General features: G+C 56.2%; 21 protein-coding genes and 1 tRNA gene. 10 read left to right on the plus strand and 12 right to left on the minus strand.

Annotated elements, in window-relative coordinates; translation table 11 throughout:
* Positions 1–152: 152 nt before the first annotated feature.
* Positions 153–1,265: a thermonuclease family protein gene (locus GOV53_RS12685; RefSeq protein WP_170467174.1), complete on the plus strand. Its 1,113-nt coding sequence runs from the start codon at positions 153–155 to the stop codon at positions 1,263–1,265.
* A gap of 93 nt (positions 1,266–1,358) precedes the next feature.
* Here the strand turns inward: GOV53_RS12685 and GOV53_RS12690 are convergent.
* Positions 1,359–2,116, minus strand: a protein-coding gene (locus GOV53_RS12690) for an IS5 family transposase (RefSeq protein WP_170467176.1) whose coding sequence is annotated in 2 segments (ribosomal slippage) — positions 1,359–1,780 and positions 1,780–2,116 — 759 coding nt in all. Because the reading frame shifts where the segments join, the coding sequence is not laid out codon by codon here.
* On the opposite strand from GOV53_RS12690, the gene GOV53_RS12695 reads away from it, so the two are divergent.
* From GOV53_RS12695 to GOV53_RS12715, 5 genes are all read left to right on the plus strand, one after another.
* Positions 2,115–3,098: a helix-turn-helix domain-containing protein gene (locus GOV53_RS12695; RefSeq protein WP_170467178.1), complete on the plus strand. Its 984-nt coding sequence runs from the start codon at positions 2,115–2,117 to the stop codon at positions 3,096–3,098. The genes GOV53_RS12690 and GOV53_RS12695 overlap by 2 nt on opposite strands.
* Before the next feature lie 169 nt (positions 3,099–3,267).
* Entirely contained in the window at positions 3,268–4,776 is a 1,509-nt protein-coding gene (locus GOV53_RS12700; protein ID WP_170352520.1) for a DUF1254 domain-containing protein, read from the plus strand.
* Positions 4,777–5,358: 582 nt separating this feature from the next.
* On the plus strand, positions 5,359–8,646 hold the full coding sequence (locus tag GOV53_RS12705; RefSeq protein ID WP_170467180.1) for a hypothetical protein: 3,288 nt from the start codon (positions 5,359–5,361) through the stop codon (positions 8,644–8,646).
* Positions 8,647–8,716: 70 nt separating this feature from the next.
* Entirely contained in the window at positions 8,717–9,088 is a 372-nt protein-coding gene (locus GOV53_RS12710) for a cupin domain-containing protein (protein WP_170467182.1), read from the plus strand.
* 137 nt (positions 9,089–9,225) lie between these two features.
* Positions 9,226–9,549 carry a hypothetical protein gene (locus tag GOV53_RS12715; RefSeq protein WP_170467184.1) on the plus strand — a complete coding sequence of 108 codons (324 nt, stop codon included), beginning with the start codon at positions 9,226–9,228 and terminating at the stop codon, positions 9,547–9,549.
* Here GOV53_RS12715 and GOV53_RS12720 read toward each other — a convergent pair.
* From GOV53_RS12720 to GOV53_RS12740, 5 genes are all read right to left on the minus strand, one after another.
* Positions 9,528–10,799 carry a DUF6538 domain-containing protein gene (locus GOV53_RS12720; RefSeq protein WP_170467186.1) on the minus strand — a complete coding sequence of 424 codons (1,272 nt, stop codon included), beginning with the start codon at positions 10,797–10,799 and terminating at the stop codon, positions 9,528–9,530. The two genes, GOV53_RS12715 and GOV53_RS12720, sit on opposite strands and share 22 nt — an antisense overlap.
* Before the next feature lie 140 nt (positions 10,800–10,939).
* Positions 10,940–11,029 (minus strand) — tRNA-Ser (locus GOV53_RS12725).
* 166 nt (positions 11,030–11,195) lie between these two features.
* The gene (locus GOV53_RS12730; protein ID WP_170467188.1) at positions 11,196–12,263 is read right to left on the minus strand and encodes a hypothetical protein; all 1,068 of its coding nucleotides are present in this window, start codon (positions 12,261–12,263) and stop codon (positions 11,196–11,198) included.
* A 118-nt stretch (positions 12,264–12,381) separates the two neighbouring features.
* Positions 12,382–12,699 carry a DUF3775 domain-containing protein gene (locus GOV53_RS12735; RefSeq protein WP_170467190.1) on the minus strand — a complete coding sequence of 106 codons (318 nt, stop codon included), beginning with the start codon at positions 12,697–12,699 and terminating at the stop codon, positions 12,382–12,384.
* A gap of 86 nt (positions 12,700–12,785) precedes the next feature.
* On the minus strand, positions 12,786–13,559 hold the full coding sequence (locus GOV53_RS12740) for a DUF1365 domain-containing protein (protein ID WP_170467192.1): 774 nt from the start codon (positions 13,557–13,559) through the stop codon (positions 12,786–12,788).
* A gap of 149 nt (positions 13,560–13,708) precedes the next feature.
* On the opposite strand from GOV53_RS12740, the gene GOV53_RS12745 reads away from it, so the two are divergent.
* Genes GOV53_RS12745 through GOV53_RS12755 form a run of 3 tightly spaced genes read left to right on the plus strand, consistent with a single transcriptional unit; the run spans position 13,709 to position 15,489 of the window.
* Positions 13,709–14,365: a sigma-70 family RNA polymerase sigma factor gene (locus GOV53_RS12745; RefSeq protein WP_170467194.1), complete on the plus strand. Its 657-nt coding sequence runs from the start codon at positions 13,709–13,711 to the stop codon at positions 14,363–14,365.
* 10 nt (positions 14,366–14,375) lie between these two features.
* Positions 14,376–15,026, plus strand: a complete 651-nt coding sequence (locus tag GOV53_RS12750; protein WP_170467196.1) for a ChrR family anti-sigma-E factor — start codon at positions 14,376–14,378, stop codon at positions 15,024–15,026.
* A 55-nt stretch (positions 15,027–15,081) separates the two neighbouring features.
* Positions 15,082–15,489, plus strand: a complete 408-nt coding sequence (locus GOV53_RS12755) for a hypothetical protein (RefSeq protein WP_254439279.1) — start codon at positions 15,082–15,084, stop codon at positions 15,487–15,489.
* Between the two features lie 3 nt (positions 15,490–15,492).
* Here GOV53_RS12755 and GOV53_RS12760 read toward each other — a convergent pair whose 3' ends face one another.
* The 6 genes from GOV53_RS12760 to GOV53_RS12785 all read right to left on the minus strand — a co-directional run bounded on the left by GOV53_RS12760 (position 15,493) and on the right by GOV53_RS12785 (position 22,803).
* Entirely contained in the window at positions 15,493–16,722 is a 1,230-nt protein-coding gene (locus tag GOV53_RS12760; RefSeq protein WP_170467198.1) for a DNA recombination protein RmuC, read from the minus strand.
* A 52-nt stretch (positions 16,723–16,774) separates the two neighbouring features.
* Positions 16,775–18,625 carry a DNA mismatch repair endonuclease MutL gene (gene mutL, locus GOV53_RS12765; protein ID WP_170467200.1) on the minus strand — a complete coding sequence of 617 codons (1,851 nt, stop codon included), beginning with the start codon at positions 18,623–18,625 and terminating at the stop codon, positions 16,775–16,777.
* A gap of 283 nt (positions 18,626–18,908) precedes the next feature.
* Positions 18,909–19,838 (minus strand): metal ABC transporter permease, encoded by a 930-nt coding sequence (locus tag GOV53_RS12770; RefSeq protein WP_170467202.1) that lies wholly within the window; start codon positions 19,836–19,838, stop codon positions 18,909–18,911.
* Entirely contained in the window at positions 19,835–21,040 is a 1,206-nt protein-coding gene (locus GOV53_RS12775; RefSeq protein WP_170467204.1) for a metal ABC transporter permease, read from the minus strand. Before GOV53_RS12775 ends, GOV53_RS12770 begins: the two co-directional genes overlap by 4 nt.
* A gap of 2 nt (positions 21,041–21,042) precedes the next feature.
* A complete protein-coding gene (locus tag GOV53_RS12780; RefSeq protein ID WP_170467542.1) occupies positions 21,043–21,846 on the minus strand; it encodes a metal ABC transporter ATP-binding protein in 804 nt (267 codons plus the stop codon).
* A 3-nt stretch (positions 21,847–21,849) separates the two neighbouring features.
* Positions 21,850–22,803: a metal ABC transporter solute-binding protein, Zn/Mn family gene (locus tag GOV53_RS12785; RefSeq protein ID WP_170467206.1), complete on the minus strand. Its 954-nt coding sequence runs from the start codon at positions 22,801–22,803 to the stop codon at positions 21,850–21,852.
* Positions 22,804–23,001: 198 nt separating this feature from the next.
* On the opposite strand from GOV53_RS12785, the gene deoC reads away from it, so the two are divergent.
* On the plus strand, positions 23,002–24,000 hold the full coding sequence (deoC, locus tag GOV53_RS12790; protein ID WP_170467208.1) for a deoxyribose-phosphate aldolase: 999 nt from the start codon (positions 23,002–23,004) through the stop codon (positions 23,998–24,000).
* Position 24,001: the final 1 nt, after the last annotated feature.

Consider the following 24,001-nt stretch of genomic DNA (forward strand, 5'->3'; position numbering starts at 1 on the left):
GCGCGGTTGGCGCCCCCCACAGTTGTTTTGGCCGATCCCCGCCCCCCAAGGGGTTGAATTACCTCATCCTGTGGTGTTGTTTTGCCAAAAGACTGAATACGCTTATGCAGAAAATCTATTAACCCATTTTAAATCAAATATTTGAGGACAGAATGTCACTATCATTCACTGCTCCAGGGCATGTACTGAATGCTTTGTTTTTTTGTTTTTTGTTTCTAGCAAGCCCGTCTGCCTCTCAGACCATTACCGGTATCCCATCCGTGATCGATGGTGACACGATCGAAATTAATGGAACCCATTTACGATTGCATGGAATTGACGCGCCCGAAGCGAGCCAGCTTTGCCAGCGCCCCAACGGGGAGCAATGGCGTTGCGGTCAGCGTGCAGCGCTTGCTTTAGACCAATTTATTGGCGCGAGACTGTTGAACTGCAAAGCAAACACCGTTGATCGATACGGGCGCTTTGTGACCGTATGTCATGCCGGGATTACCGACATAGGTCGTTGGATGGTACAGCAAGGTTGGGCAATGGCCTATCTGGAGTATTCAACAGACTATGCCCAGGACCAATTGTCTGCGATGCGAGGCAAGAAAAACATCTGGTCGGGATACGTCCAAGAGCCGTGGGAATGGCGAAGGGAGGATACAGAACACCCTAAACTGAACGCTCACCGTGGATTCTGTTATACAGCCCAAATGTGGCTCCCAGAAGTCTTGGAATATGTGGAAGCTAGTGGAACTGCTATTTGCGAAGCCGGAGGCGGAGAGTTTTGCGGGGACGTAACCAGTATCGGGCAAGGGATCTGTAAGGCAGCAGGTGGTGAATTCTGCGGGACTGTAACCAATCTTGGGCAAGGGATTTGCAAAGCAGCGAGGGGCGAGTTCTGTGGAACTGTGACCAATCTTGGGCAAGGGATCTGCAAAGCGGCGGGTGGTGAATTCTGCGGAACTGTAACCAATCTTGGGCAAGGGATCTGCAAAGCGGCGGGTGGTGAATTCTGTGGGTCTGTTACCAATGTTGGACAAGGTATATGTAAAGCGAGTGGCGGAGAGTTCTGTGGGGCTGTAACCAATATCGGTCAGGGCATCTGCAAGGCAAGTGGCGGGGAGTTCTGCGATACGACAACCAGCCTTGAGGCCGCTGTCTGCGCTGAGTTGGGAACTTGCAAAACCAACCAGTTTCGTGACGTACTCGCGTCTATATTAGACGCCTGCGGCACTGAAGTTCTCAGCTTTGGAATTTCAAATCGGGCAGCCTACCCCTGATTTCCAATAGAATTACCGGTCAGCGCCACAAGGCGACCTTTTCGGCTTCACCTCGCCGTATCACCGATTGTCTCTTTCCGTTAGGGTCAGGACTCATAGCCAGTAAATAACGAGGGCTGCGAGGGCGATGGCTGACAGGAAGACTTTCGGGCATCTGTCGTATCGTGTTGCCACACGCCGCCAATCCTTCAACCTGCCGAACATGATCTCGATCCGGTTGCGCCGTTTGTAGCGGCGCTTGTCGTACTTCACCGGTTTGTTGCGCTGTTTCCGGCCAGGGATGCAGGCGCGTATCCCTTTGTCTTTCAACGCTTCCCGGAACCAATCGGCGTCATAGCCACGATCCCCGAGCAGCCAATCGACATCCGGCAGGCTGCTCAGCAAGGCCCGCGCTCCGATGTAATCGCTGACTTGCCCGGCTGTGACGAACAGGTTGAGCGGACGTCCCCGGCTGTCGCAGATGGCATGCAATTTGGTGTTCATGCCGCCTTTGGTGCGGCCAATCAGGCGTCCATGCCCCCCTTTTTGACGCCCAAACTGGTCGCGGTACGGTGAGCCTTTAGGTAGGTGGCGTCGATCATCACAGTCTTCTCTTCGCCGTGTTCGGTAGCCAGACCCGCCATCATCTGGGCGAAGATGCCTTTGTCGCTCCACCGCTTCCAACGGTTGTAGAGCGTCTTGTGCGGGCCATAGGCCGAAGGGGCGTCGCGCCACCGTAAGCCATTGCGATTGATGAAGATAATACCGCTCAATACACGTCTATCATCAACGCGTGGCTTGCCGTGGGACTTTGGAAAGAAGGGCTCAAGACGCGCCATCTGCGCATCCGTCAACCAGAAAAGATCAGACATGTCACCGCTCGTTTTTCGAACCGTGAATCATGCCACCAGACGGAAATCAATGGGTCCTGACCCTAAAACGCAAAGCTTTGAAGAGCTAAGCGACGCAGTCGTCAACTGGGATCAGGAGTATGACCAGTTGTCGGGCGGTCAATTCGAGGGTGGCCTCAAGCTGGCGCAGGTTAATGAGTCCCAGATCCTCAGAATTCGATGGGGACAAAAAATTCGCTACCGTGGAACAGCCCCAGCTGGGGCTTTTGCCTTTGCTTTGCCGTTCGATCAGCAAGGAGATGCAAACTGGATCGGCCAGAAAGCGGGCGTGGACACAGTTCTCATGCAAGCACCAAACAAGGCCGGCGATCTGATTTCCTCCAATTTCTACGACGCGCTGGTGCTCGGAGTTCCTGAAAACGACGTGTTCCGGATTTCATCGGCGCTATCTGGGAAAGGCGAAATCAGTGGCAACTTGCATGGGGCCTCAACCCTTTCGACGGCAGGTGCAGCTTCTTTACGCCATCAGGGACAATCGCTCATTGACCGGGCTATCTCAGATTTTTCCGACGACAGAGCCGCTCTTAAGCGTCTCTCCGATCAGTTTATCAAGTTGTTCCTTTGGGAGCTAGTGAAGTCAAATGGCGGCGGCCTAAAGGAACACCGGGTTTCCAGACCGGCCAGACTGGTGGGGGACGCAACAGATCTGGTTCTATCCGACGTGACCGGAAACATAGGATTGACCACTCTTTGCGCTCATTATGGTGTCAGCCTTAGGACACTTCACTATGCATTCAAAGATGTCACGGGCCTTTCAGCTGCGACCTGGCTGCGACGCATGAGGCTCAATAGAGTGCATCGCGAACTGCAAGGCGCGATCTCGAATGGGGCTACAATAGGCAGCGTGGCCGCGACTTACGGCTTTCACCATCAAGGGCATTTCACGAACCAATACAAGCGGCTGTTCGGCTGCCTGCCATCGGAAACACTGCATCGCAATTAGACGGAAGTTTAGTCTCAAAAACCCAGTCTCAAGAGATGTTTGCAGATTTTGGATAAGAATGATGCGTGATTTTGACAGCCAAAGAGGCCACCATTGTCGAGTAGTCTGATGGTTGCGCAGCGGCGCCTTCAGCCACAAGAATTCCGATCAAATTTTTTAGGAGAGATACATGAAACTTCTTACCAATCATTTATCGGCGGCAATTGCCCTCAGCCTCATTGCGGCGGGCGCCAGCGCCTCCAAGGCCCATGCAAATGAGGACACTGTCTCAACGGAGCTTCCGCCATTGATGCAGCAAATCAACAATGGCAACTGGCTTGAGGAGTCTGAGGCGCAGAAATTGGTAGACGAACTCTACTATCATAGAGCGATTCAGGCCTACTACGACATGTTACCGGCAATGAACACCATTGGCCTGCGCGATGGGTCTGAGGCAGTGTTTGGAGCGGGCTACAACGTCATTCCGATCTGGAAAGAAAGAATGGACTCCCGCGCCTGGGTTCCGACACCTAACGCTGACGTTATTTATTCAATGGGTTACGCAGATCTCAAAGAAACCGGCCCATTGGTTGTTGCGGCTCCACCCAATACAGTGAGCATGCTCACAGATTTCTTCCAAGTAACGTTGACGGACGTAGGCGCCGCTGGTCCAGATGGCGGAAAAGGCGGACTGTATCTCCTTCTTCCACCCAACTACGATGGCCCGGTTCCGAATGGCGGGTATTACACGTTCGAGTCTCCGACATACAACGTGTTTATCTTCTTTCGCACAATCATGAAGCAGGGTGATGGTGGTCCAGATCCCTCCGAGGCGGTCGCGACGGCGGAACAAATTCGTATTTACCCACTTTGGGAAGTGGAGAAGGATATTCCGGCAATGGAGTTCCCGAACGCCTCGGGCAAGCGCCTCAACATGATGTATGAAACCGATTTCGACTTTTGGACGAAAATGAAAGAGTTCGTGGACCATGAGCCTTACTCGGCCATTCCGCCGGCTACTCGCGGTGTTTTGGCTTCCCTCGGCATCAAGAAGGGTGAGCCATTTAATCCAACTGCCAAGCAAATGGAATCCTTGAACAAGGCGATGGAAGTTGCACCAAAGATGATCTTTGCCTCCAGGCAGGTCGGTCGACCGGATGGCCGTAACTTCTATTACTATGACAGACAGTATGAACGCGTTTGGTCTGGAGCTACCGCCGAGTTTATGCAGGACGGCTACCTCGACATCGACCAAAGGGCTGCCTTTATGCAATTTGCATACAGCACGTCACCAGCAATGGTTAAACGCGTTATCAATGGTGGTGCAAAATATCCGGTTACTGCCAGAGACGCGGACGGCGAATTCTTGAATGGTAGCCACCACTACAAGCTACATCTGCCGGCGGGTATTCCGGCGAAGCTGTTCTGGGCAGTAACGCTCTACAACGTAACCGATGGGACGATGCCGGAAACTGACCAGTTCATGCCGTCTATCAATCAATTCAACGATTACGAGAAGAATGATGATGGTTCGGTTGATCTCTACTTCGGTCCGACGCTGCCAGACGGCGCTCCTGAGTCCAATTTCATCAAGACCGTTGAGGGAAGAAACTTCCTGACAGCTGTGCGACTGTTTGGAACGGGTATCGAGTTCTTCGACCAAACTTGGAAACCCGACGATGTTGCGAAAATTGACTAATTTTCAAATCGTTGGATAAAAAAGTTCTGAAAGCCCGCAGGGAACTGTGGGCTTCCTGGACAACTGTGATCGCAGCGCACCAAGGAATCTGACCTTTCACAATCGCGAAGTATCTATTGCTCTCGTGGCAACCGGCAGAAAAGCAATTCCTCGTCGAATCCACAACATTTTGTAGCTTTCTGAAGTTGACCACAAAATGACACCCCCAACGAGGCGTCGGGGGCACAACTTAAGTGAACGGCTGGGGACTTACCCCCCCTATTTCTGTTTAACGGAAATAGGGGGGGGGTAAGTCAGGGTATGTCCCTCTCCCAAAACCCATTTCTTAATCTTTCGTTAACCTTTGATCCTAGAAATCCAGTTCCTTCGCTCTGAATCCGCCCGAATTTCAGCCGGTCCCAGGAAACCTCCCAGCTTTAATTCTGGCGAAACCCAGATGTCCGAGTGTGCGCGTGCCGGCAATCCCGCCGGCCAACAGCAAGAGCCGCCGGGCCGGAGAATGTGCAGTGACCAACGAAAGACCTATTTCAGCACCAATTCATTTTGATCGCTTTCCGTCCTGCGGATCCAAGAGCAGTCAATTTGAAACAGAAAACACATTCCGAAGAATACCAGCCTGCCAAATTCACAATATTGGAAGCCCGGCCAGGACGTATTCAAACAAAACGATTTCATGAAGGTGGCGTAGACAACTCGAGCCGGGCACGAAACTTCACATTTGAAGAGCGAGAAGTTTCGGATTTTGAAGACCTTCTTGCCCTAATCTCCGAACTCTCTCAATCAGTGCAAAAGGTTGCGGTGTCTGGATCTGTGAAGGAAGAGGTCCGCCATCACAAAAAAATCCGCCGTTTGGCCAAACCACGAAATGGCGCGAATCCAACTCTCGAAGACCTTGGCTGCTCCTGGCTACATTTCGACATCGATGATGTTGAACGCCCAGATCACCTGGACTGGGGAGATCCGCAGGCCCTGGCCGAATGGACCTGGCGCAATATCTGCCATGGATTGCCTGCGCTCAAGGATCTCTCGGTTGTCTGGCAAGCATCCTCGAGTGCTGCGACTGCCGGCAAAGACCATCTGGCCAAATTCCATTTCTACTGCCTTGCAGATCGCCCCCTCCTTGCACATGAGCGGCACCACCTTTTTGAACAGGTTGGCAGCGACGAAAGTCTGGCTCGGATTGCACAGCCAAACTACATCGCAGCCCCGGTATTTGACGGGGTTCCCGATCCATTGGAAGGAACACCAAGGATTGGGATCATAAGGAAAGAGCAAGAAAGACTGGACACGAGTTCGATAGCGTTTCCAAAAGAAGTGAAGAGAAGCAAACGCCAGACAAGGAATGGAAAGCCTTCCAAATCCTTGCCTTCGAAGGCCAATTCTTCTTCAGCAAAGACAATCACTACCAAGACAGGCGAAGCGCAGCTTTCGAAATCCTGTGCCAAGCTTGCCAGAGGAACGGATCGGAACACATCCATCTATAATGAATCCCAACTCATCGGAGGGTTTGTCAGTGCTGGCGAAATCTGTGAAGCCGAAGCGCTTGAAAGGCTTCTGAAGGCCGCCCACCAAACCGGGCACGACCGATATGAGGAAGCCGTAAGAAACGGGCTTCGGGATGGCCTGGCGCGTCCAATAGGTGGGGCCTCAGATGCGGAGGAACCCGCCCCCTATTATCCGCATAGCGCGATCCCAAAAGACCAAGCCATCGCAATGCATGCCAAGACTATTGAGGTCTGGGGAAACGAAGCTTTGGCATTTCTTCGCAAGCAAAGCCCAGGCAACCCTTCGCAAGGCAAAGATAGTCCACCCCGTGTTTTGCTTTCCGGGGCGCAGGGGGTTGGCAAAACCGCTGCCCTAGTTGGCCGCAATAGGCGGCCTGGCTTTCTACACAGCACTGAAGGCTTGGTGTCATTGATGCTTTTGCCAGATCACGAGAAGGTAGAAGAAGCCTTCAATGACTATAAGAGAAATGCACCCGCATCGGCTCCGCCAGCCATTTCCCTCAAGGGGCGCAATCGACCCGATCCAGAGGCCGACAATGACACCGTCAAAATGTGCCGGATCTATCCAACGGCGAGGAAGTTGTCGGAGCTTGGCTTTTCGATCCGATCCACCCTCTGCAAGAAATGCCCTTTTCAGATGGATTGTGGCTATCTCCGTCAGGAAGCTGACATCAAAGCACAGCTGAAGACCAAAGCTGGCTTGGTGATCTTTGCCCCGCATGAATACGGTCATCTTCCTTTGCCAGCAGAAACTTTGCCAGATCTTACCGTTTTTGATGAGCGGCCGCGCGATTTTGGGAAGGAAGAAGCCCATGTGTCGCTCATTGAGCTGACTGAAACTCTTCTGCCGCCTGCTAAAAACCAAAACCAACGAGGCGTTGAAATCGGGGATGCCATCGTCCTGCAAGATCAGGCGATTTCTCCAGTGAAGTCAGCCCTGCTGGCTGTGGCTGGAACCGGAGCGGGTGTTCAAATGGAGCGACTGCGCGATCTGGGCGTCTCACCTGAGCTGTTGCGAACCGCCATCAGGCATCTGGAGGAGCTAAAAACTGGCAATACGAACCGGGCTCTAAGGCCTCTTTTCGCATGCAAGGATGACACCATCGGTGAGGCCCAGCTTGGTGTCATCGGCAGTCGCCTTAATAGTAGCAAGGCCAGCCACGCAAGGCGTCTTCAGATGCTATGCGAATGCCTGCTGGCCGATATGGAAAGCGGTTTGGCCACCTCAAGTGCCGTGTTTGCTGATGTCGAAAGAGCGCGTCCGGCGCAGCATCAGGCAGGCTATACTGCGGTTCGCCTGCGCAATCTGAAAAATATCACCGGACGCCCGTTTTTGTATCTGGATGGCACAGCAAATGCTGATCTGTCTCGTCTGCTGTTCGGCTCGGATTTGGAAACGCATCACTACCCGGTGGAACGAAACGCAAAGGTCATGCAAATTTTGGGCTGCAATTTTTCCAAGCGCAGGTTGAGCCTGAAAGCACAGGAGAAACAGCGCACTTACGGAAGTATTAGAACGCAAAACGATACACTGCGTGACTTTGTAAATGGCGTGGTTGCGCGATACCCGAGTGCCGCTGTGTTCGGGACAAAAGACGTGATTGCTTCCTTGGATTTTGACCGCCCCGGACGGGCTGGCCACTTCGGCAAGCTCAGGGGTCAGAACAAGTGGGAAGCGTTTAACCAGGCTATCGTCATTGGTCGCGAACAACCTGGGCATTTGGATGTCGAACGCATTGCCAGAGCCTATGCCTCCGCAGCGGGAGAAGAATTCCAGCCGGGTGACTACGTCAAGCAACGCCGCGGCATCAGAGTGAAAAAAGGCAGCCATTCAATAGATGTATTTGCACATCGTGACCCTTGGGGAGACCGCATTCTGCAACAGATACGCGAAGCCGAGATCGAGCAGGCAATGGATCGTGTCAGACTAATCCACAATACCCAGCCAAAGGAGGTCTTCTTGATGTCACCCGTGGTGGCGAACGTAACCGTAGGTAGGATCGTAGAATGGCTGGATTTCAAGAAGGGAGGCAGCAAGGTTGACAAGGCCATTGCGAAATACGGGCTGATTTTCCAGTCACCGGCCGATTGCAACCGGTACATGCCTGAGTTCTGGCGGTCCAGACAAGTTGCCGCCACCGACAAAAACCGCGCGAAGCTTCTGTCAAAAGATCCATGTAGTATAGAACCATATGGGGGATTTGACGGTGAGAGCCTCCCTCTCCGTATCGAGTTCTGGCCAACGGTTGAGGCGGGCAAGAAGCCACCAAGCAAAGAGGCCTTGGTGTTTGCCCCGGAAAGTCAGGTGCGGGAAAAACTGGAGCGGTTCCTGAAGATCTCAGAGTTCCGCGTTCTCAACTTGTAGGACTCCAAAGAAACCGCCATCGTTGCCGAGAGGACCGTTCTCAAACGGTTAGCCTGCGGGAGAAAATAGAATGATCAAATATGTTTTAGGCGACGATGTCGGTCCTCTTGAGCACTGGCCTTTCGACAATCCCGCAAGCGGATATCAGATCAAAGAAGGCTCCCCGCAGGCATCAGGCCGCATGGATGCTGGCGGGCCAGGCCATACGACGCGCACGGGCATCTGGCGCTGCACCAAGGGCGTTTTTGAATGCACCGAGCAAGGCGATGAACTGATGACCATCCTGTCCGGTCGATGCCGGATGACCAACCTGACCAGTGGCGAGGTTCAAGAGTTGGGCCCGGGCGACAGTCTCTTTGTGCGTGATGGCAGCCGGGTGGTCTGGGACATCATCGAAGACGTGACAAAGGTGTTTTTCGGCCATAAAGCGGACGGGTTTTGACGGTGCACCGGCCACATGATTGAGTTTCGCCCGCTTTTCTAGGGCGTCCAGATTTGGAGCCAACGCACAAATTCTTTAACGTCAGATAAATCGAAAGATCTTAAAAATCGGGCAAACAAAAACAGAGGCATAGCCCGATGCATGTAGAATTTCACGAGGCAAATAGTTTCCCTGCCAGCCGCAGTTTTTCGGATCTCAAGGCAATTAATAAATACACCAACAGAGCTCGCGACGGTCAAAAGTTTGGTCCTCAAAAAAGAAAGGCAGAAAGAACGTTAGTTCGCGAAATCGCTCGTGTGACGTCCGCGCTCGAAAAGGCTGCGCTTCTTGTGATCAAGGACCCAACTTATGTTCCTATAATGGAGCGGCTTGAACATGAACTTTGTCAGATGCAGGAACAGCTTGCCAACTGCCCGGTGGAAAGGGCGTTGGCCATTGTTCAAAAGAAGGAAATTTCTTGAAGGATGCGGGCTTTGTGCTCAAGCGAAGCACCATCACCATATCGTTGTTCTTGAAGAGCATGGCCGAAGAGATCGCGTCTAATCCGGTTATCAACTTCAGCCGCGATCATTCGATCCTCAAATGCATGACGGAGTGAGTACATAACATGTCTATCGGACTCCATCAGACCATTGGATCTCAAATACTTGTTAACTGTGTTAGAAAGTGACGCTTTGCCTTTGTAGCTGGGAAAACCGTTCGGACATTCTTGGAACGCTTCAAGGCTAACGCCAACAAGAGGAATAGTTCGCTTGGAGGCATTGTTCTTCAAGTGTCGCCCGACCGGTGCGATTTCAATGTAGGGAACAGAACCCTCAAGATGGATGCGAGCCCTGTCCAGATTTGCGGCTTCGCTAGGTCGATACCCTGTATTGATCATACCCAACAAAATGCACCGCGCCTCGGTGTTTAATCCACTCAAAGCACCTTCAGACAAAATACGATTACGAATCCAATCGTCGGAGAATGATGGTCGAGATCGCCTCTCTGGTTCCTTCAAACTCAGACCAGACAGAGGCAAATCAATCTTAAGTCGCTTTTTTTCGTTAACTGTTTTTAGAATATCACCTAGGTGCGTGAAGTCCTTGTTAGCAGAGTTCTGTGTAACTTCGCCCATTTCAATTCGCTCAATCCACATCTCCCGGAAATCCAACAAATCATCCCGAGTGATCTCGGAAATTGCCACGTCTCCGGCGACCGCGATGAAATTCTTCACCGCTTTCTTCCGTGGGTTCTTCCACCTGCGAATCTGATCAGCGTCTTTACCTAGTGTCCTATCCCTGGCGAGGGACCAATACATTTCCAACGCTTGGGAAACCGAAATCTCCGGTGCAGCAACGGCGCCCAACAGAGCCTTCGCTTCGAACGTGTCTGGGCTGCCTTGCACAACTGGAATCGCCTCAACTCGTTTCAGCAATTCTTCGAGAGGAAGCTCAGCAACCTTCGGCATTTCCAAGTACCGAAACCCCCTCGATCTAGCCAAGTTTTGTGCTGCGCTAAACTGCTTTTCAGCTTCTACGGTGTCGCCGGCAAGGCGAGCTTCCCAGCTATCCAACATCTTCGCCCAAACAGATGGCGCTTTCTCCATTGCCAAACTCAGTGAATCGGTTTTCAGGCTGATCCAGACGGTTTTTCGTTCTTCGACGCTGGCGAAACGGCGTGGAACGCGCCTAACGATACAGTAAATAGAGCCTCTGAGTTTAACATTCACAGTTCAACAGCCTCCAAGCATGAAGAGATTTGTGCAGCAAAATGTGCAGCAAAAAACATCCAGCCTCAAGCGGGGAGTCAGTCAATCCAGCTGAAAATCAACTATTTACAGTGATTTAGAGGCAGGCTCTTGCTGGATAATGGCGGAGACGAAGGGATTCGAACCCTCGAGACGGTTTCCCGCCTACTCCCTTAGCAGGGGAGCGCCTTCGACCACTCGGCCACGTCTCCGCTGGCCGGTATATCCTTGCCTGTCGACCAGATACAAGGCGATTTTGATCGACGGAGGTATTTTTCTGAAAACGACCTCGCCAGTGACTTTGCGGATACGAAACTGATGCAAATGGACGTTTCAGTGTCCCGCCAACTTTCACAGCAAGCGAAGCCAACTGTTCCGTCAGCCCGGCGCATTGCCAGCAATCGTGGTGCGGATCAGGAACTCGGTGGCTGGGTCCAGAGCGTCACTGGCCATTAGTGCCTCGAAGGTAGGGGTTAATATGTCCGTGTCCCAAGGGCGGACTGCAAGTGCAATCCAGATCGCGAGGGTGCTGTCTGAGTCCAACAGGCGCTGAAAGACGTCGAGGATTTTCGGCTGCAATTCTGGGTGAGCCGAGCCAGCATCGGACAGGCTGCGGATCAGCAACCGTTTTTCGTCAATCGCGCGATCAGAGCGAGCGAGCGCGCGTTCGATATTGGAAACTGCTAACGCGCGATCGACCTCAATCCCTGCGAGTCCCCAATCATAGAGGTTTAAGCCGCCGCCGCGCAGTGCATCCTGATACCGAAGCCGCACGCGGTCTTTGGCCTGCGGGTCGGACTGAAGCCCAAGCAACCGGATGAAAGCAGGAGCATAGGCAAGGCGATTGGGATTTCGCATCTCTTGCAGCAATTGCGCGGTGGGTACAGCGTCCGTCAGATGCGCGACAGACTGATACGGTGCGCGATGGATTTCAATCAACGCCGCATTGCGCAACAGGCGGTCCTCGTGCGTCAGGTATGGGCTGAAAAATGCAACACGCACATCCTTGTCAGACCAATCTTTGCCCTCCTCCCGTAGGGCATTCAGAAACTGCGCGCGTTGTGGCGTCATCAGGAATGCTTTGGTCCAGCTGCTGCTCCCGCCTCGACCGGCTTTGTCCCGATACCCGGACCCATAAATCATCAGAACCGTCCGGCTTGGATCAGCACGAAAGGCTGCGCGGGTCACGCTATCGACCAGAAACGGGATCTCAGGCAACGCCGCGACTTGCTCTGGTGTGCCTTTCACAACCGAGATGGGTACGAAACGGAACGGGTTTTCGGGCGACGGCGCGGCCAACACAAGGACACGAGCCGACAGGATGCGATCGGCCAGCGAATACTCCGGCAACTCAACGCACACGCCGCAGGCCTGCGCCGGGCGCGGAACAGGCCCGAATCCAACGCAAAATAAAAGAACCGCAATCATATGCAGTATATGCCGCATGGGTGATGCTCCGTTCCCCCAACAGCCCAGTGCACAGGGCTGCTTTCGGATTTAGCGGGTAGCGTACCCTATTAATCCGGTTTCGGCGAATGGATTGCGGCTTCAGTTGCCGTGACCCTCACATCAGGTCGTTTTCCACATCCTCTGCCGAGATGCCCAAAGCGTCCAAACCGTTTTCCAGATGGTCCGACAAATGTGGTGTTCCAATCAGATAGTCGGCGCAGGGTGTCGACGCCTCGGACTTGGCGGTGGCGATAGCCTCGGCCAGATCTTCTGCGAAAAAGCTTTCGCGACCCACCCACATGACGGCCACCAACTCGGCCTGTTCGTCCTCGCTCATGCGGTCGATGAAGGCGCGCAGCTCACCCTCGGCACGACCCAACTCGCGCCCCATCATGGCGACCTGAGCGATCTTCCTTGCCGAAATTTCCATCATGACCAAACTCCTTGTGTTCGCGGTTCCACGAACAACCCAATCATTGGACTAGGACCGCGTCTTTGATCTTGGACAAAAAACCTCGCTTATGATTCGCGACTGCGCGAGATCGGGTGGTCGGGGACCGGAGACGTGCGGAACGGAACGAAACGCGCCTTTTTTATTTTCAGTTTCAGCGCCTGCCACACAATCAGAATGAACGTCCGCCGCGCCCCGAAAGGTCGGCGCAGCAACGACCACGCAATGCTGCGGTTGCTCAACCGCACGCGGGGGCCGGTCAGGGTGGCGATCAAGCCGCCATTGGCGCGCCCATAGTCGATCCAGACGCCCACACGTTCCGGCCGGTAGTCAAAGCGAAACGTGTAGTTGCCTTCGATCTTCTGGAACGGCGAGACATGCATCAGCTTATCCGCAACAATGCGGTCCGATGGCTGGATCGCTGCAAAACCGGGGTTGTGGCACAAATAGCTGTGGCGCGTGCCATAGGTGTTCGTCACCTCGGCAACGACCGCATACAGTTGCCTGGCCGCATTGAAGCAGAACCAGAAGCTGACCGGGTTGAAAACATGCCCCAATACGCGTGGCTGCGTCAGAAGCTCAAGCCTGGCGGGTTGTTCCACACCCATCTCGTCAAAACGGTCACGCAGCCATATTGCGCCTTGACCGTGCCCCGGCTCGCCTCCGTGATCCCGCTCGCGCCAACTCATGGCATTTGGGCGATTGATCGAAAACAGAAACGGAGTCTTCGGCAGGTTTTCCGGGTCCAGCAGAATATAGTCGATCGAGTAACGGAATGCGTTTTCGATCGCGCCTTTGCGTCCATGAAACGTGTGGCCTGAAATGTGGTCGATTTGGTTCATCTCGGGCTGATTTCCACTTTGCCTGTAAACCGTTCAAACGGCATTGTTTTTCGCAGGGTGTTCATACTTGGTATACGAATTCGGGCCTGAAATGGATTAATTTATTCGCGCAAGGTGATCCAGCTTGGGGCGCGCTGCGTAATGTGGTTATGTTTACCGAGATCGATACCGCGACCTTGGATGAACCGGTGGCCATCAGGCCTGCACAAAAACCTTGGCGCGCGAAGAAACGCATCAGGGGTAAACCGGTGAACGGAGCGGGAGACAGTTGTGACGCACGGGCTGAGTGGGTTGACCACGTCAGACGCATAAGGGACGCGCAGGATCAGGCCGCGTTTGCTGAACTGTTTCAGCACTTTGCGCCGCGTATCAAAGCGTTTCTGATCAAGTCGGGTTCTGATCCCGCCCTTGCGGAAGAATGTGCGCAGGAAGTCATGGCCACTCTATGGCACAAGGCGCACCTGTTCGATCCCGCGCGGGCAACCGTGGCCACATGGGTGTTCACGATAGCCCGGAACAAGCGCATTGACGTCCTGCGCAAGCAACGCCGACCCGAACCCGAAGATCTGGGATGGGGTCCCGAGGCGGAACCTGAACAGGACGATGTTATTGCGCTGCAACAGGAAACCGCGCAACTGCGGGACGCTCTGTCAGCGTTGCCAGAGGCGCAGAGACAACTGATCGAGAAAGCCTATTTTGGCGATCTGAGTCATCGGGAAATCGCATCCCAGACCGGATTGCCACTGGGTACGATCAAATCACGGATACGGCTGGCGCTGGACCGCTTGCGCCATGCGATGAACTGAGATGACGAGTATGAGCAACAAGATCAAACATCACCTGACAGACGACCTGCTGATGGCTTACGCCGCAGGCTCTCTGCCCGAGGCTTTCGACCTGATGGTCGCTACGCACTTGTCCCTGTGTGATGATTGCCGCGCGCGGGCAGAAAGTTTTGACGCTGTCGGCGGGCACGTTCTCGAGGAACAGGGCGACGTCGTTGCGATGAACGAAAAGTCGCTGGCCGAAACAATGGCTCTGATTGCCAAGGGTGCGCCGATTGCCAAACCTAAGCGCGCGCAGTGCTCGGTGCTGCCAACCCCGCTGCAAGATTACGTCGGAGGTGACGTGAACGACATTCGCTGGCGCCCCATTGGGATGGGTGTGAAGCAGGCGATCCTGCCAACTTCCGGCGACGCCATGGCGCGTCTGTTGTTCATCCCTGCCGGAACGGCAGTGCCGGACCACAGCCACAAGGGCATGGAGTTGACCATGGTCCTGCAGGGTGCGTTTTCGGACGAGGTTGACCATTTCGCGCGCGGCGATGTCGAGATTGCAGACCAAGACCTGCATCACACGCCCACGGCCGATATCACCGAAGACTGCATTTGTTTGGCGGTCACGGACGCGCCACTGAAATTCAACAAACTGATGCCGCGTCTGTTCCAGCCGTTCCTGCGAATCTGATCGGCTGGCGTCAACGTGCTACGCTGGCTCGGTAAAACGATTGGTGGAGACACAAATGATGTTGCGTTTTTTGATCCTGACACTCGCCCTTTTGGGTTTTGCGTCTTTGGCGTCGGCCCAAAGGGTCGCTGATGTAAAGTTCCAGCCCGGCAACTTCGGCACAATGGTCAACGGCACCATCACGGGCGACGAGTATTTCGACTACATGCTGGGTGCAAAAGCCGGGCAAGAGATGTTTGCCGATCTCAAGGTCAGTGACACGAATGGCAATGGCGTGATCTACTTCAACATCCTCCCGCCCGGAAGCGATGGTGCCGCGATCTATAACGGTTCAATCGACGGCAACACGGCCCGCATCGATCTGCCAAAGGACGGAGATTATACGATCCGTGTCTACTTGATGGGCAACGACCGCGATACCGGTAAGACGGTCGGCTACAATCTGGACCTGTCGATCCAGTAGCGCTCAGGCCTCAGACTTGCCCAGCGGCACGACGTTGGGATGTTCGTCCGGGGCCAGTTCTTCGAAATCGAAGTTGTCCAAACGCTGAGCCCGGCGCCCGGCTTTTTCGGCGCTGATCTTGATTTCCGAGATGTCCTTGGCCGCTTGCCCGAAATGCCGATCTAGGTTCGAGACGCGGTCTCCCAGACGCTCGACATCTTTGTGCAACATGCCAAGCTCTTTGCGGATCGCCCCCGCCTGTTCCCGCATACGCGCGTCTTTCAGAATTGCGCGCATTGTGTTCAACGTTGCCATGCAGGTGGTGGGCGACACGATCCAGACACGTTTGCTGAAACTCTCTTGCACCAGTTCGGGGAACTTTGCGTGCAGCTCGGCATAGACCGCCTCGGACGGCAGGAACATCAGCGCACCATCGGCGGTTTCGCCATCCAGTATGTATTTTTCCGAGATATCGGTGATGTGCTTGCGCACCGTACTGCGGAACATCTGAACGGCTGCCTTCAGCTCAATGTCATTGGTCGAACCAATCAGCGCTTCGTAGGCTTCCAAGGGGAACTTACTGTCGATGACAATCGGTCCCGGAGGGTTCGGCAGGTTGATCAGGCAATCCGCCCTTCGCCCGTTCGACAGGGTTGCCTGCAACTGAAAGCTGTCTGATGGCAGTGCCTTGGACACAATATCGTTCAGCTGAATCTCACCAAACGCGCCGCGCGTTTGTTTGTTCGACAGGATATCCTGCAACGACAGAACATCGCCAGAGAGTTTGGTGATGTTGTCCTGGGCCTTGTCGATGGCAGCCAGACGTTCCTGCAATTGGGTCAGTGAAGTTGCCGTCTGCTTCGATGAGCCATGCAGCGACTCCTTCATCCGCTCTTGCATCTCGGCCAACGCACGCGCCGATTTCATCGCGTTATCCGCCAGCCGGTCGTTCATCTGCTGCTGAACCGAGGACAGGCGGGACTCAACCGTCTGGATCACTTGCACCTGCGCATTAGCCTGCGTGTCCGAGACGTGCTGCAAACCGCCGCGCAGTTGTTCTTGCCCCTGCCCCAGTTGCTGAACATGCTGCCCCAGATGCGCCATCTGCCGGGCCAGTGGTTCTGCCATCCGAGCGGACCGCTGCGCGGCCCGCAACGACAGGAACAACAGCAGCAGGATCAGCGCGACAAGCCCGCCCACGGCAAGGATCACGGGGTCGTTCAACGCATATTGGGTTCCTGCAACCTCGATCATGTCGCCTCTGATGTTCTTGTTTTATTCTTCATAGCCCGACAAGGCCACCGGATCAACTGCGTCCGAACAGGCGTTCGATATCGCTCAGTTTCAATTCCACATAGGTTGGTCGCCCATGGTTGCACTGTCCTGAGTGCGGCGTCGCCTCCATCTCGCGCAGCAAGGCGTTCATTTCCTCGGCCCGCATACGGCGGCCCGACCGGACCGAGCCATGGCAGGCGACCCGGCTGAGGATGGCCTCGATCCGCGCCTTTACTGTCTGGCTATCCCCCTGATCGGCCAGTTCGTCCAGAATATCCAGAATCATCGCCCGGGCGTCGACCTCACCCAGAATGGCAGGCGTTTCCCGCACGGCGATGGCCCCACCACCAAAGGGTTCCAGCGTCAAACCAAGGCGTGAGAGGTCATCCGCAACTGCCATTAACCGCGTGCAGTCGCTGTCGGACAGCTCCACGATCTCGGGGATCAGCAGAGCCTGTGCAGCGACCCCGTTCTCAGCCATCTGGTTCTTGAGCTTTTCGTACACCAGACGCTCATGCGCTGCGTGCTGGTCGACGATGACCATGCCATCGGCAGTCTGGGCGATGATGTAGTTCTCATGCACCTGTCCGCGCGCGGCCCCCAAGGGCAGATCCTCGACCGGAACCTCCGGGGCGGGTGCCGGAGTCGGCTCTACTACACTGCCGCTGTAGTCATGGGACAGCTCGGCAAAGCCCGGAGCCTGCGCCTGATACGCAACTTGCCGCGCAGCGAGTGATGGGCGGTCCATCTGATACACTCGCGCAGGCGTGGGCTGCGCGGGTTCCGGTCGCATCGCGCCCAAAGTCGCGTTCGCCACGGTCGTTGATGCGCGGTGCCCTGCATTGGCCAGCGCGTGCCGAAGGGCCGAGACAATCAACCCCCGCGCCACGCCGGGATCACGGAAGCGAACCTCAGATTTGGCGGGGTGGACGTTCACATCCACCAATGTAGGGTCGCAGTCGATGAACAGAGCTGCCGCCGGATGACGGTCGCGGCTGAGGAAATCGAAATAAGCCGCGCGCAGCGCGCCTGTCAGCATCTTATCTCGCACGGGGCGACCATTCACGAACAGATACTGCGCCACCGCAGCACCGCGGGAATAGGTCGGCAAGGCGGCATAACCGTACAGTCGGATTCCTTCACGGGTGGCGTCGATCTGTAAGGCGTTCTCGGCAAATTCGCGCCCGATCACCCGGGCCAGACGGGCATGCAGCGCATCGAACAGATCGCCATTCTCACGATCGGCGCGGAAGGTCACGCGCCCCTCGCCCCCGCCCGAAACATCGCGCAGCGTGAAGGTGATTGCCGGCTCCGCCATGGCCAATCTTTTGACGGTGTCAGTGATCGCCTGAGCCTCTGCCCGGTCGGTGCGCATGAACTTGAGGCGCGCGGGCGTTGCAAAGAACAGATCGCGCAGCTCGACCACCGTTCCCGCACGCAATGCTGCGGGTTTCACAGCCTCCATCCGGCCACCGGATACGTGGACCTGCGCTGCCTCGCCCCCCGGCACACGGCTGGTGATGGTCAGCCTGCCAACCGCGCCCAGAGAGGGCAGCGCCTCACCCCGGAATCCGAATGTGTGGATATTCAGCAGATCAGAGCCGTCGATTTTCGAGGTCGCGTGGCGAGACAAGGCCAGAGGCAAATCCGCGGCGGCAATCCCACATCCGTCATCGGTGACGCGAATCAACGTCTTGCCGCCATCGGCAATGTTGATCGCGATCCGTGTTGCACCTGCGTCGATGGCGTTTTCCACCAACTCCTTGACCGCAGAGGCCGGACGTTCAACAACCTCGCCCGCTGCAATACGGTTGATCGCTGCGTCGTCAAGCTGCCGGATGACCGGGCGATTTTCGCTGATATTGGGGTTTGCCTGCGCCATACCACCAGACCTAGCACAGGCGCGCACGATTCTGCCACCGGTTTGGATAACATAAAATCAGGTGGGAGGGGGGCGTTCGAACAACCGTGCCCGTGCCGCCAGAAGGGCGAACAAACCGGTCACAATTGTTCGAACGATCCAAGTGAGTGGTGGTCATCCAAAATTCAATGAACAAATTTGTACCACGAATCCGGTCACATAAAGTGAAGACTCTGTATCTGGCATACAGGGTGGCGAAGTTCAGCCGATGGGGTGCAAAGGCCGGTGGCGGGAAGATGCCGGGTCAAGCAGTATTGGGCGCACCCGCGCGGGTTCGACAAGGACCCCAAATCGCCGCGCCTGCAAGGATCAGGCCGGACATCGTTGCGATCATGCCCGCCGCGCTGACCGCATCCGCTGCCCCCAGCCAAAGCGGGCCATACCCGGCCAGGATGTACCCTGTGACAGCCGACAGGATGGCGAAAACAACGCTCCATCCGATTTGAGTTTCCAACCGGTTGGTCATCATGCGTGCTGCCGCCGGTGGGCAGATGAACATCGCAATCACGATGATCGAACCGACGGCATCAAAGGCCGCAACTGCTGCGATTGCAGCCGTGATCACCAGGGCCATCCCCAGAGCGCCGGTTCGGATACCGACGGTACGCGCGAACCCCTCGTCAAAGGTGGAAATCTTCAACGGTCGCCAGAAAAGCCAAATGAACAGGGAAACCCCCAGCAAAGTCAGCGCGATCCGGGGCAGTTCTGGCGGCAATCCCGCCAGCGCCACCGGGTCCAGAACCGAGGGCCAACCCGTCGCGTCCAGCCAGATCAGGCTTTCCAGATTGCCATAAAGCGCATGCTCCACATCCAGGTGCACACTCGACGTGTCGGTCTGTTCCAGCAACAGAACCCCCGCGGCGAACATCGTGGTAAAAACCACGCCCATCGCGGCACCTGCTTCGATCTGGCCAAGCCGCCGAACGGCCTCGATCATGATCACGGCAAGGATGGCCGCGCCCGCAGCGCCCAGCATCATGGGCCAGGTGGAGATCGCGCCAGTCAGGATAAAGGCGACCACAATGCCCGGCAGCACCACATGGCTGATCGCGTCTCCGATCAGGGCTTGTTTGCGCAGCACCAGAAAGTTCCCAGGCAAGGCGCAGGCAATGGCCGCAAAGGTGCCAATCAGCAGCGGCGTCAGGGACAGGGGAACGAATTCTTCACCGCTCATGCCGGAACCTCCTGCGGGCCGCCAATCTGGCGATCAACCTCGGCGATCTGGTCGCGGGTCAAAACGGTTTCGATATCCCGCAACCCGTCATAAAGGGCAGCTGTCGCTTCGTGTGCCTGATCGGACCGGACAACCTCCCACCGTTTTTCGTCCCGCAGCGCCTTGGCCGCACGGGCCTTGCCAGTCTCCGTCGCGACGCCGTCAGCGCGCACCAAACCCGAACGCCGCAGCAGGCGCAGTGTCAGCGGCTCATAGATCTTCTGGCCCTGCGCCAAGGCCAGCAGACCCTGCCGGATATGCACCCGGCGCTGAAACCGAAGGTGCCTCAGAACGGCGGCAAGAACCCCACGAACGGGTGCGAACAGCAGAGACAGCGCGAAGAACCCAAAGCTGACCAGCACGATGATCGGACCGGTCGGAAGGTTGGGGGCCGAGGCAGACAGCGCCGCACCCAGATAACCCGCCAGTCCCCCGGCCAGCCCAGCCAGCAACACGACCCTTTCAGATCGCTGCGACCAGAACCGCGCCGTGACGGGCGGTATGATCAGCAAAGCGACGATCAGGATAAGGCCAACGATCTTCAGCCCCACGACAGTCACCGCCATCACCAGCCCCATCATGGCCAGGTCAACACGGTGCACTGGCAGACCCTGCGCAGCGGCGTATTCCGGGTCAAAGGCCACCATGGTCATCGGACGCCGAATGATCATTACTAACAAAAGCGTCGCTGCCCCACCCAACGCGATGATCAAAGCATCCGTCCACAGCATCCCGGCGGTCGAGCCCAGCAAGAACCCTTCCAACCCGGCCTGACGACCTACGCCCATGGTCTGGATAACGGTCAGCAAAACGATGCCAAAACCGAAGAAGACCGACAGAACTGCCCCAATCGCTGCGTCCTCGGCCAACCTGGTATGGCGCGTCAGCCAGTTCATGCACAGCAAACCGACCCAGGCCGATACCGCGGATCCGGCCAGCAATCCGAGTAGATTGCGCCCGTCCCCCCCCAACGCGACCAGCAGCATAAAACCGATGCAAACACCCGGCAGCGTCGCATGACTGATCGCGTCGCTGACCAAAGCGCGCTTGCGCAGAAACAGGAAAGTTCCTGTCACACCGGCCGAGATCCCAAGCAGAGTCGCACCAATCGCGACCAGCGTGGCGTTATAGCCCAGCTGAAGGGTCAGAGCGTCCCAGAGCATGATTACCCAAGCGCACGCGAGATCTGGTCGATCTGCGCCGTGGCCAGACGACCCCCATAGGCCGATTGCAAGGTCTCGGCGGTGAAGGCTTGAGCCACAGGCCCTTCGGCCACTTTGCGCGTGTTGATCAGGAAGACGTGGTCGAAATAGTCGGTGACGGTGGCCAGATCATGATGAACAACCACAACGGTCTTGCCGTCCTGTTTGAGCGATTTCAGGACCGCGATGATCGCCTTTTCGGTTGCCGCGTCGACACCTGCGAAAGGTTCATCCAACAGGTACAGGTCCGCGTCCTGCGCCAGAGCGCGGGCAAGAAACACACGCTGTTGCTGGCCACCGGACAGCTGACCGATCTGCCGATTGGCAAAGTCGTGCATTCCAACCCGGTTCAGGCACTCCATCGCGCGCGCCATGTGTCGGCCGCGGATACGGCCCAGCAATCCCAGCTGCCGGGACAGACCCATCAGCACGACATCAATTACACGGGTTGGAAAATCCCAGTCCACGCTTGCACGCTGCGGCACATAAGCGATCCGAGCGCGTTGTTTTTCAAGCGGTGCACCAAATACAGTAACCTGGCCAGACAAGGGCTTCACGATACCCAAAGCGGCTTTGAGAAGGGTCGATTTCCCTGCCCCGTTCGGCCCGATGATCGCGGTCATCGCACCGGGTTGCACTGTCATGTCCACCGAAAACACGGCGGGTTTCTGACCGTAAGACACGGTCAGACCACGAATGGCCAGCGGGCTGTCTTCAATATTCTGCTCGGTGATCGAAACACCCTGATGAGCCGCCAGCGAAAGCATCACTCAAAACCCCGCAGACAATTTGCCATTCAAACCTCGCTGGGGCACTTCGGCCCCCAACGCGCCTGCGATGACGGTAATGTTGTGGTCCAGCATGCCCACATATGTGCCCTCGTAGGTGCCCGGCTCTCCCATGGCGTCGGAATACAGCTCGCCCCCGATCGCGACATCATGACCTTTGGTCGCAGCCCCTTCGATCAGGGCGCGCATGGACCGGTCCGAGACCGAGCTTTCAACGAACACCGCCTTCAGCTGTTTGTCGACCAGCGTATCCACAAGCTCTCCGATCCGGTTCAGACCGGCCTCGGACTGGGTCGATATGCCTTGAATGCCCATGACCTCATAGCCGTGTTCGGCACCGAAATAGCCAAAGGCGTCATGGGCAGTCACCAGAACACGGTTGTTTTCGGGAACGGCGGCCAGCGCCTGATCGGCATAGGCCTTCAGCGCGTCAATCTCGGCGAGATGATTGGCCGCATTGGCCGCAAAGACATCGGCCGCCTCGGGGCGTGCCTGGGTCAGAGCGTTCTGAACCTCGACCACCACGTCGCGCCACAACGCAGGGCTCATCCAGACGTGCGGGTCGAATTTGTCGGCATAATCATCATGGGCGCGCAGCCGGGATTTATCCAACCCCTCGGCCACTGCCACGACTGACCGCTTTCGGGCAAGATCGTGGAAGAACTCTTCCATTTGAGCTTCCAGATACAGACCGTTCCAAAGGATCAGGTCTGCGCGTGTCATTGCCACGATGTCACTGCGGGTCTGGCGATACGCATGCGGGTCAACACCGGGACCCATCAGTCCCTTAACGTCCACCTGATCGCCACCGACCTGGCGCGCAGCATCCGCGATCATGCCCGTCGTTGCCACAACCTTCAGTGGCGCTTCGGCCCAGGCGGCAATCGGCGTGGCCACGACAAATGCCAAAGCAGCAAGGAATTGACGACGAATCATTGCAGACCTCATGGTGACGACCTCTTAAGAATGAATATGAGAACCATTCGCAACTAAGTCAACGCTCTTGCGAATTATTCGCAAGAAACTGCTATTTTTGTCCATTTGGTCAAAAAAATTGCATTCGCAAGCCCGCTATGCCTTCCATTCAGGCGCAAGCCATGCGAATTTGGCGCAAACCTCCCAAAGGATGTGAAGATGGATACGCAGAGCTCAGAAAGCCCCGTGCGCACAGCGCATCTGCCGCAAGTGACCGAGCCCAGAAACCCCGGCATGGATCTGGATCTGGACTGGGTGCGCGCCGTGCAAGCCAACACCTCGGCCATTGAGCGCCGCGCCGCGACCCTGCCCGGTCGCCGGTCGGTGAAAAAGGACTATCAGGCCGCGTGGCTCCTGAAGGCGATCACGATGATCGACCTGACCACCCTGTCGGGCGATGACACCGTAGGCCGCGTGCGCCGACTATGCGCCAAGGCCCGCCAGCCCGTGGCCTCTTCGGTTCTGCAAGCGCTGGACATGCCGCCGATCACAACGGGTGCGGTCTGCGTCTATCATGACATGATCGAAACCGCCGTCGACGCGCTGCATGGTACTGGCATTCCGGTTGCCGCCGTGTCGACCGGTTTCCCGGCTGGCCTGTCCCCGTTCCACCTGCGCGTGGCCGAGATCGAGGAAAGCGTGAAGGCCGGGGCCGAAGAGATCGACATCGTGATCTCGCGTCGTCACGTGCTTTCGGGCGACTGGCAGGCTTTGTATGAAGAGATGAAGGCCTTCCGCGTTGCCTGCGGCGATGCGCATGTCAAAGCCATCCTCGCAACCGGAGAGCTGGGCAGCTTGCGCAATGTCGCGCGCGCCTCGCTGGTGTGCATGATGGCAGGTGCGGATTTCATTAAGACCTCGACCGGCAAGGAAAGCGTCAACGCCACACTGCCCGTGTCGTTGGTCATGATCCGCGCAATCCGCGACTACTATGATCGCACCGGGTATCGCGTTGGCTACAAACCCGCAGGCGGCATCTCGAAAGCCAAAGACGCGCTGGTTTACCTGTCGCTGATCAAGGATGAGCTGGGCGACCGCTGGCTGGAGCCGGATCTGTTCCGCTTTGGTGCCTCGTCGCTGCTGGGAGATATCGAGCGGCAATTGGAACATTATGTCACCGGGTCCTACTCGGCTGGCTACCGTCACTCCATGGGCTGAG

Source organism: Ruegeria arenilitoris (assembly GCF_013035315.1).
Lineage (GTDB): Bacteria > Pseudomonadota > Alphaproteobacteria > Rhodobacterales > Rhodobacteraceae > Ruegeria > Ruegeria arenilitoris_D.

Bases quoted from the DNA above. Each gene is read 5' to 3' on its own strand.
- GOV53_RS12785 (WP_170467206.1), bottom strand. From the start codon at position 22,803: ATGATTCGTCGTCAATTCCTTGCTGCTTTGGCATTTGTCGTGGCCACG.
- GOV53_RS12715 (WP_170467184.1), top strand. From the start codon at position 9,226: ATGCATGTAGAATTTCACGAGGCAAATAGTTTCCCTGCCAGCCGCAGT.
- GOV53_RS12710 (WP_170467182.1), top strand. From the start codon at position 8,717: ATGATCAAATATGTTTTAGGCGACGATGTCGGTCCTCTTGAGCACTGG.
- GOV53_RS12760 (WP_170467198.1), bottom strand. From the start codon at position 16,722: ATGATCGAGGTTGCAGGAACCCAATATGCGTTGAACGACCCCGTGATC.
- GOV53_RS12770 (WP_170467202.1), bottom strand. From the start codon at position 19,838: ATGAGCGGTGAAGAATTCGTTCCCCTGTCCCTGACGCCGCTGCTGATT.
- GOV53_RS12685 (WP_170467174.1), top strand. From the start codon at position 153: ATGTCACTATCATTCACTGCTCCAGGGCATGTACTGAATGCTTTGTTT.
- GOV53_RS12755 (WP_254439279.1), top strand. From the start codon at position 15,082: ATGATGTTGCGTTTTTTGATCCTGACACTCGCCCTTTTGGGTTTTGCG.
- GOV53_RS12750 (WP_170467196.1), top strand. From the start codon at position 14,376: ATGAGCAACAAGATCAAACATCACCTGACAGACGACCTGCTGATGGCT.
- GOV53_RS12745 (WP_170467194.1), top strand. From the start codon at position 13,709: ATGTTTACCGAGATCGATACCGCGACCTTGGATGAACCGGTGGCCATC.
- GOV53_RS12700 (WP_170352520.1), top strand. From the start codon at position 3,268: ATGAAACTTCTTACCAATCATTTATCGGCGGCAATTGCCCTCAGCCTC.
- deoC (WP_170467208.1), top strand. From the start codon at position 23,002: ATGGATACGCAGAGCTCAGAAAGCCCCGTGCGCACAGCGCATCTGCCG.
- mutL (WP_170467200.1), bottom strand. From the start codon at position 18,625: ATGGCGCAGGCAAACCCCAATATCAGCGAAAATCGCCCGGTCATCCGG.
- GOV53_RS12695 (WP_170467178.1), top strand. From the start codon at position 2,115: ATGTCACCGCTCGTTTTTCGAACCGTGAATCATGCCACCAGACGGAAA.
- GOV53_RS12730 (WP_170467188.1), bottom strand. From the start codon at position 12,263: ATGCGGCATATACTGCATATGATTGCGGTTCTTTTATTTTGCGTTGGA.
- GOV53_RS12735 (WP_170467190.1), bottom strand. From the start codon at position 12,699: ATGATGGAAATTTCGGCAAGGAAGATCGCTCAGGTCGCCATGATGGGG.
- GOV53_RS12780 (WP_170467542.1), bottom strand. From the start codon at position 21,846: ATGCTTTCGCTGGCGGCTCATCAGGGTGTTTCGATCACCGAGCAGAAT.
- GOV53_RS12775 (WP_170467204.1), bottom strand. From the start codon at position 21,040: ATGCTCTGGGACGCTCTGACCCTTCAGCTGGGCTATAACGCCACGCTG.
- GOV53_RS12740 (WP_170467192.1), bottom strand. From the start codon at position 13,559: ATGAACCAAATCGACCACATTTCAGGCCACACGTTTCATGGACGCAAA.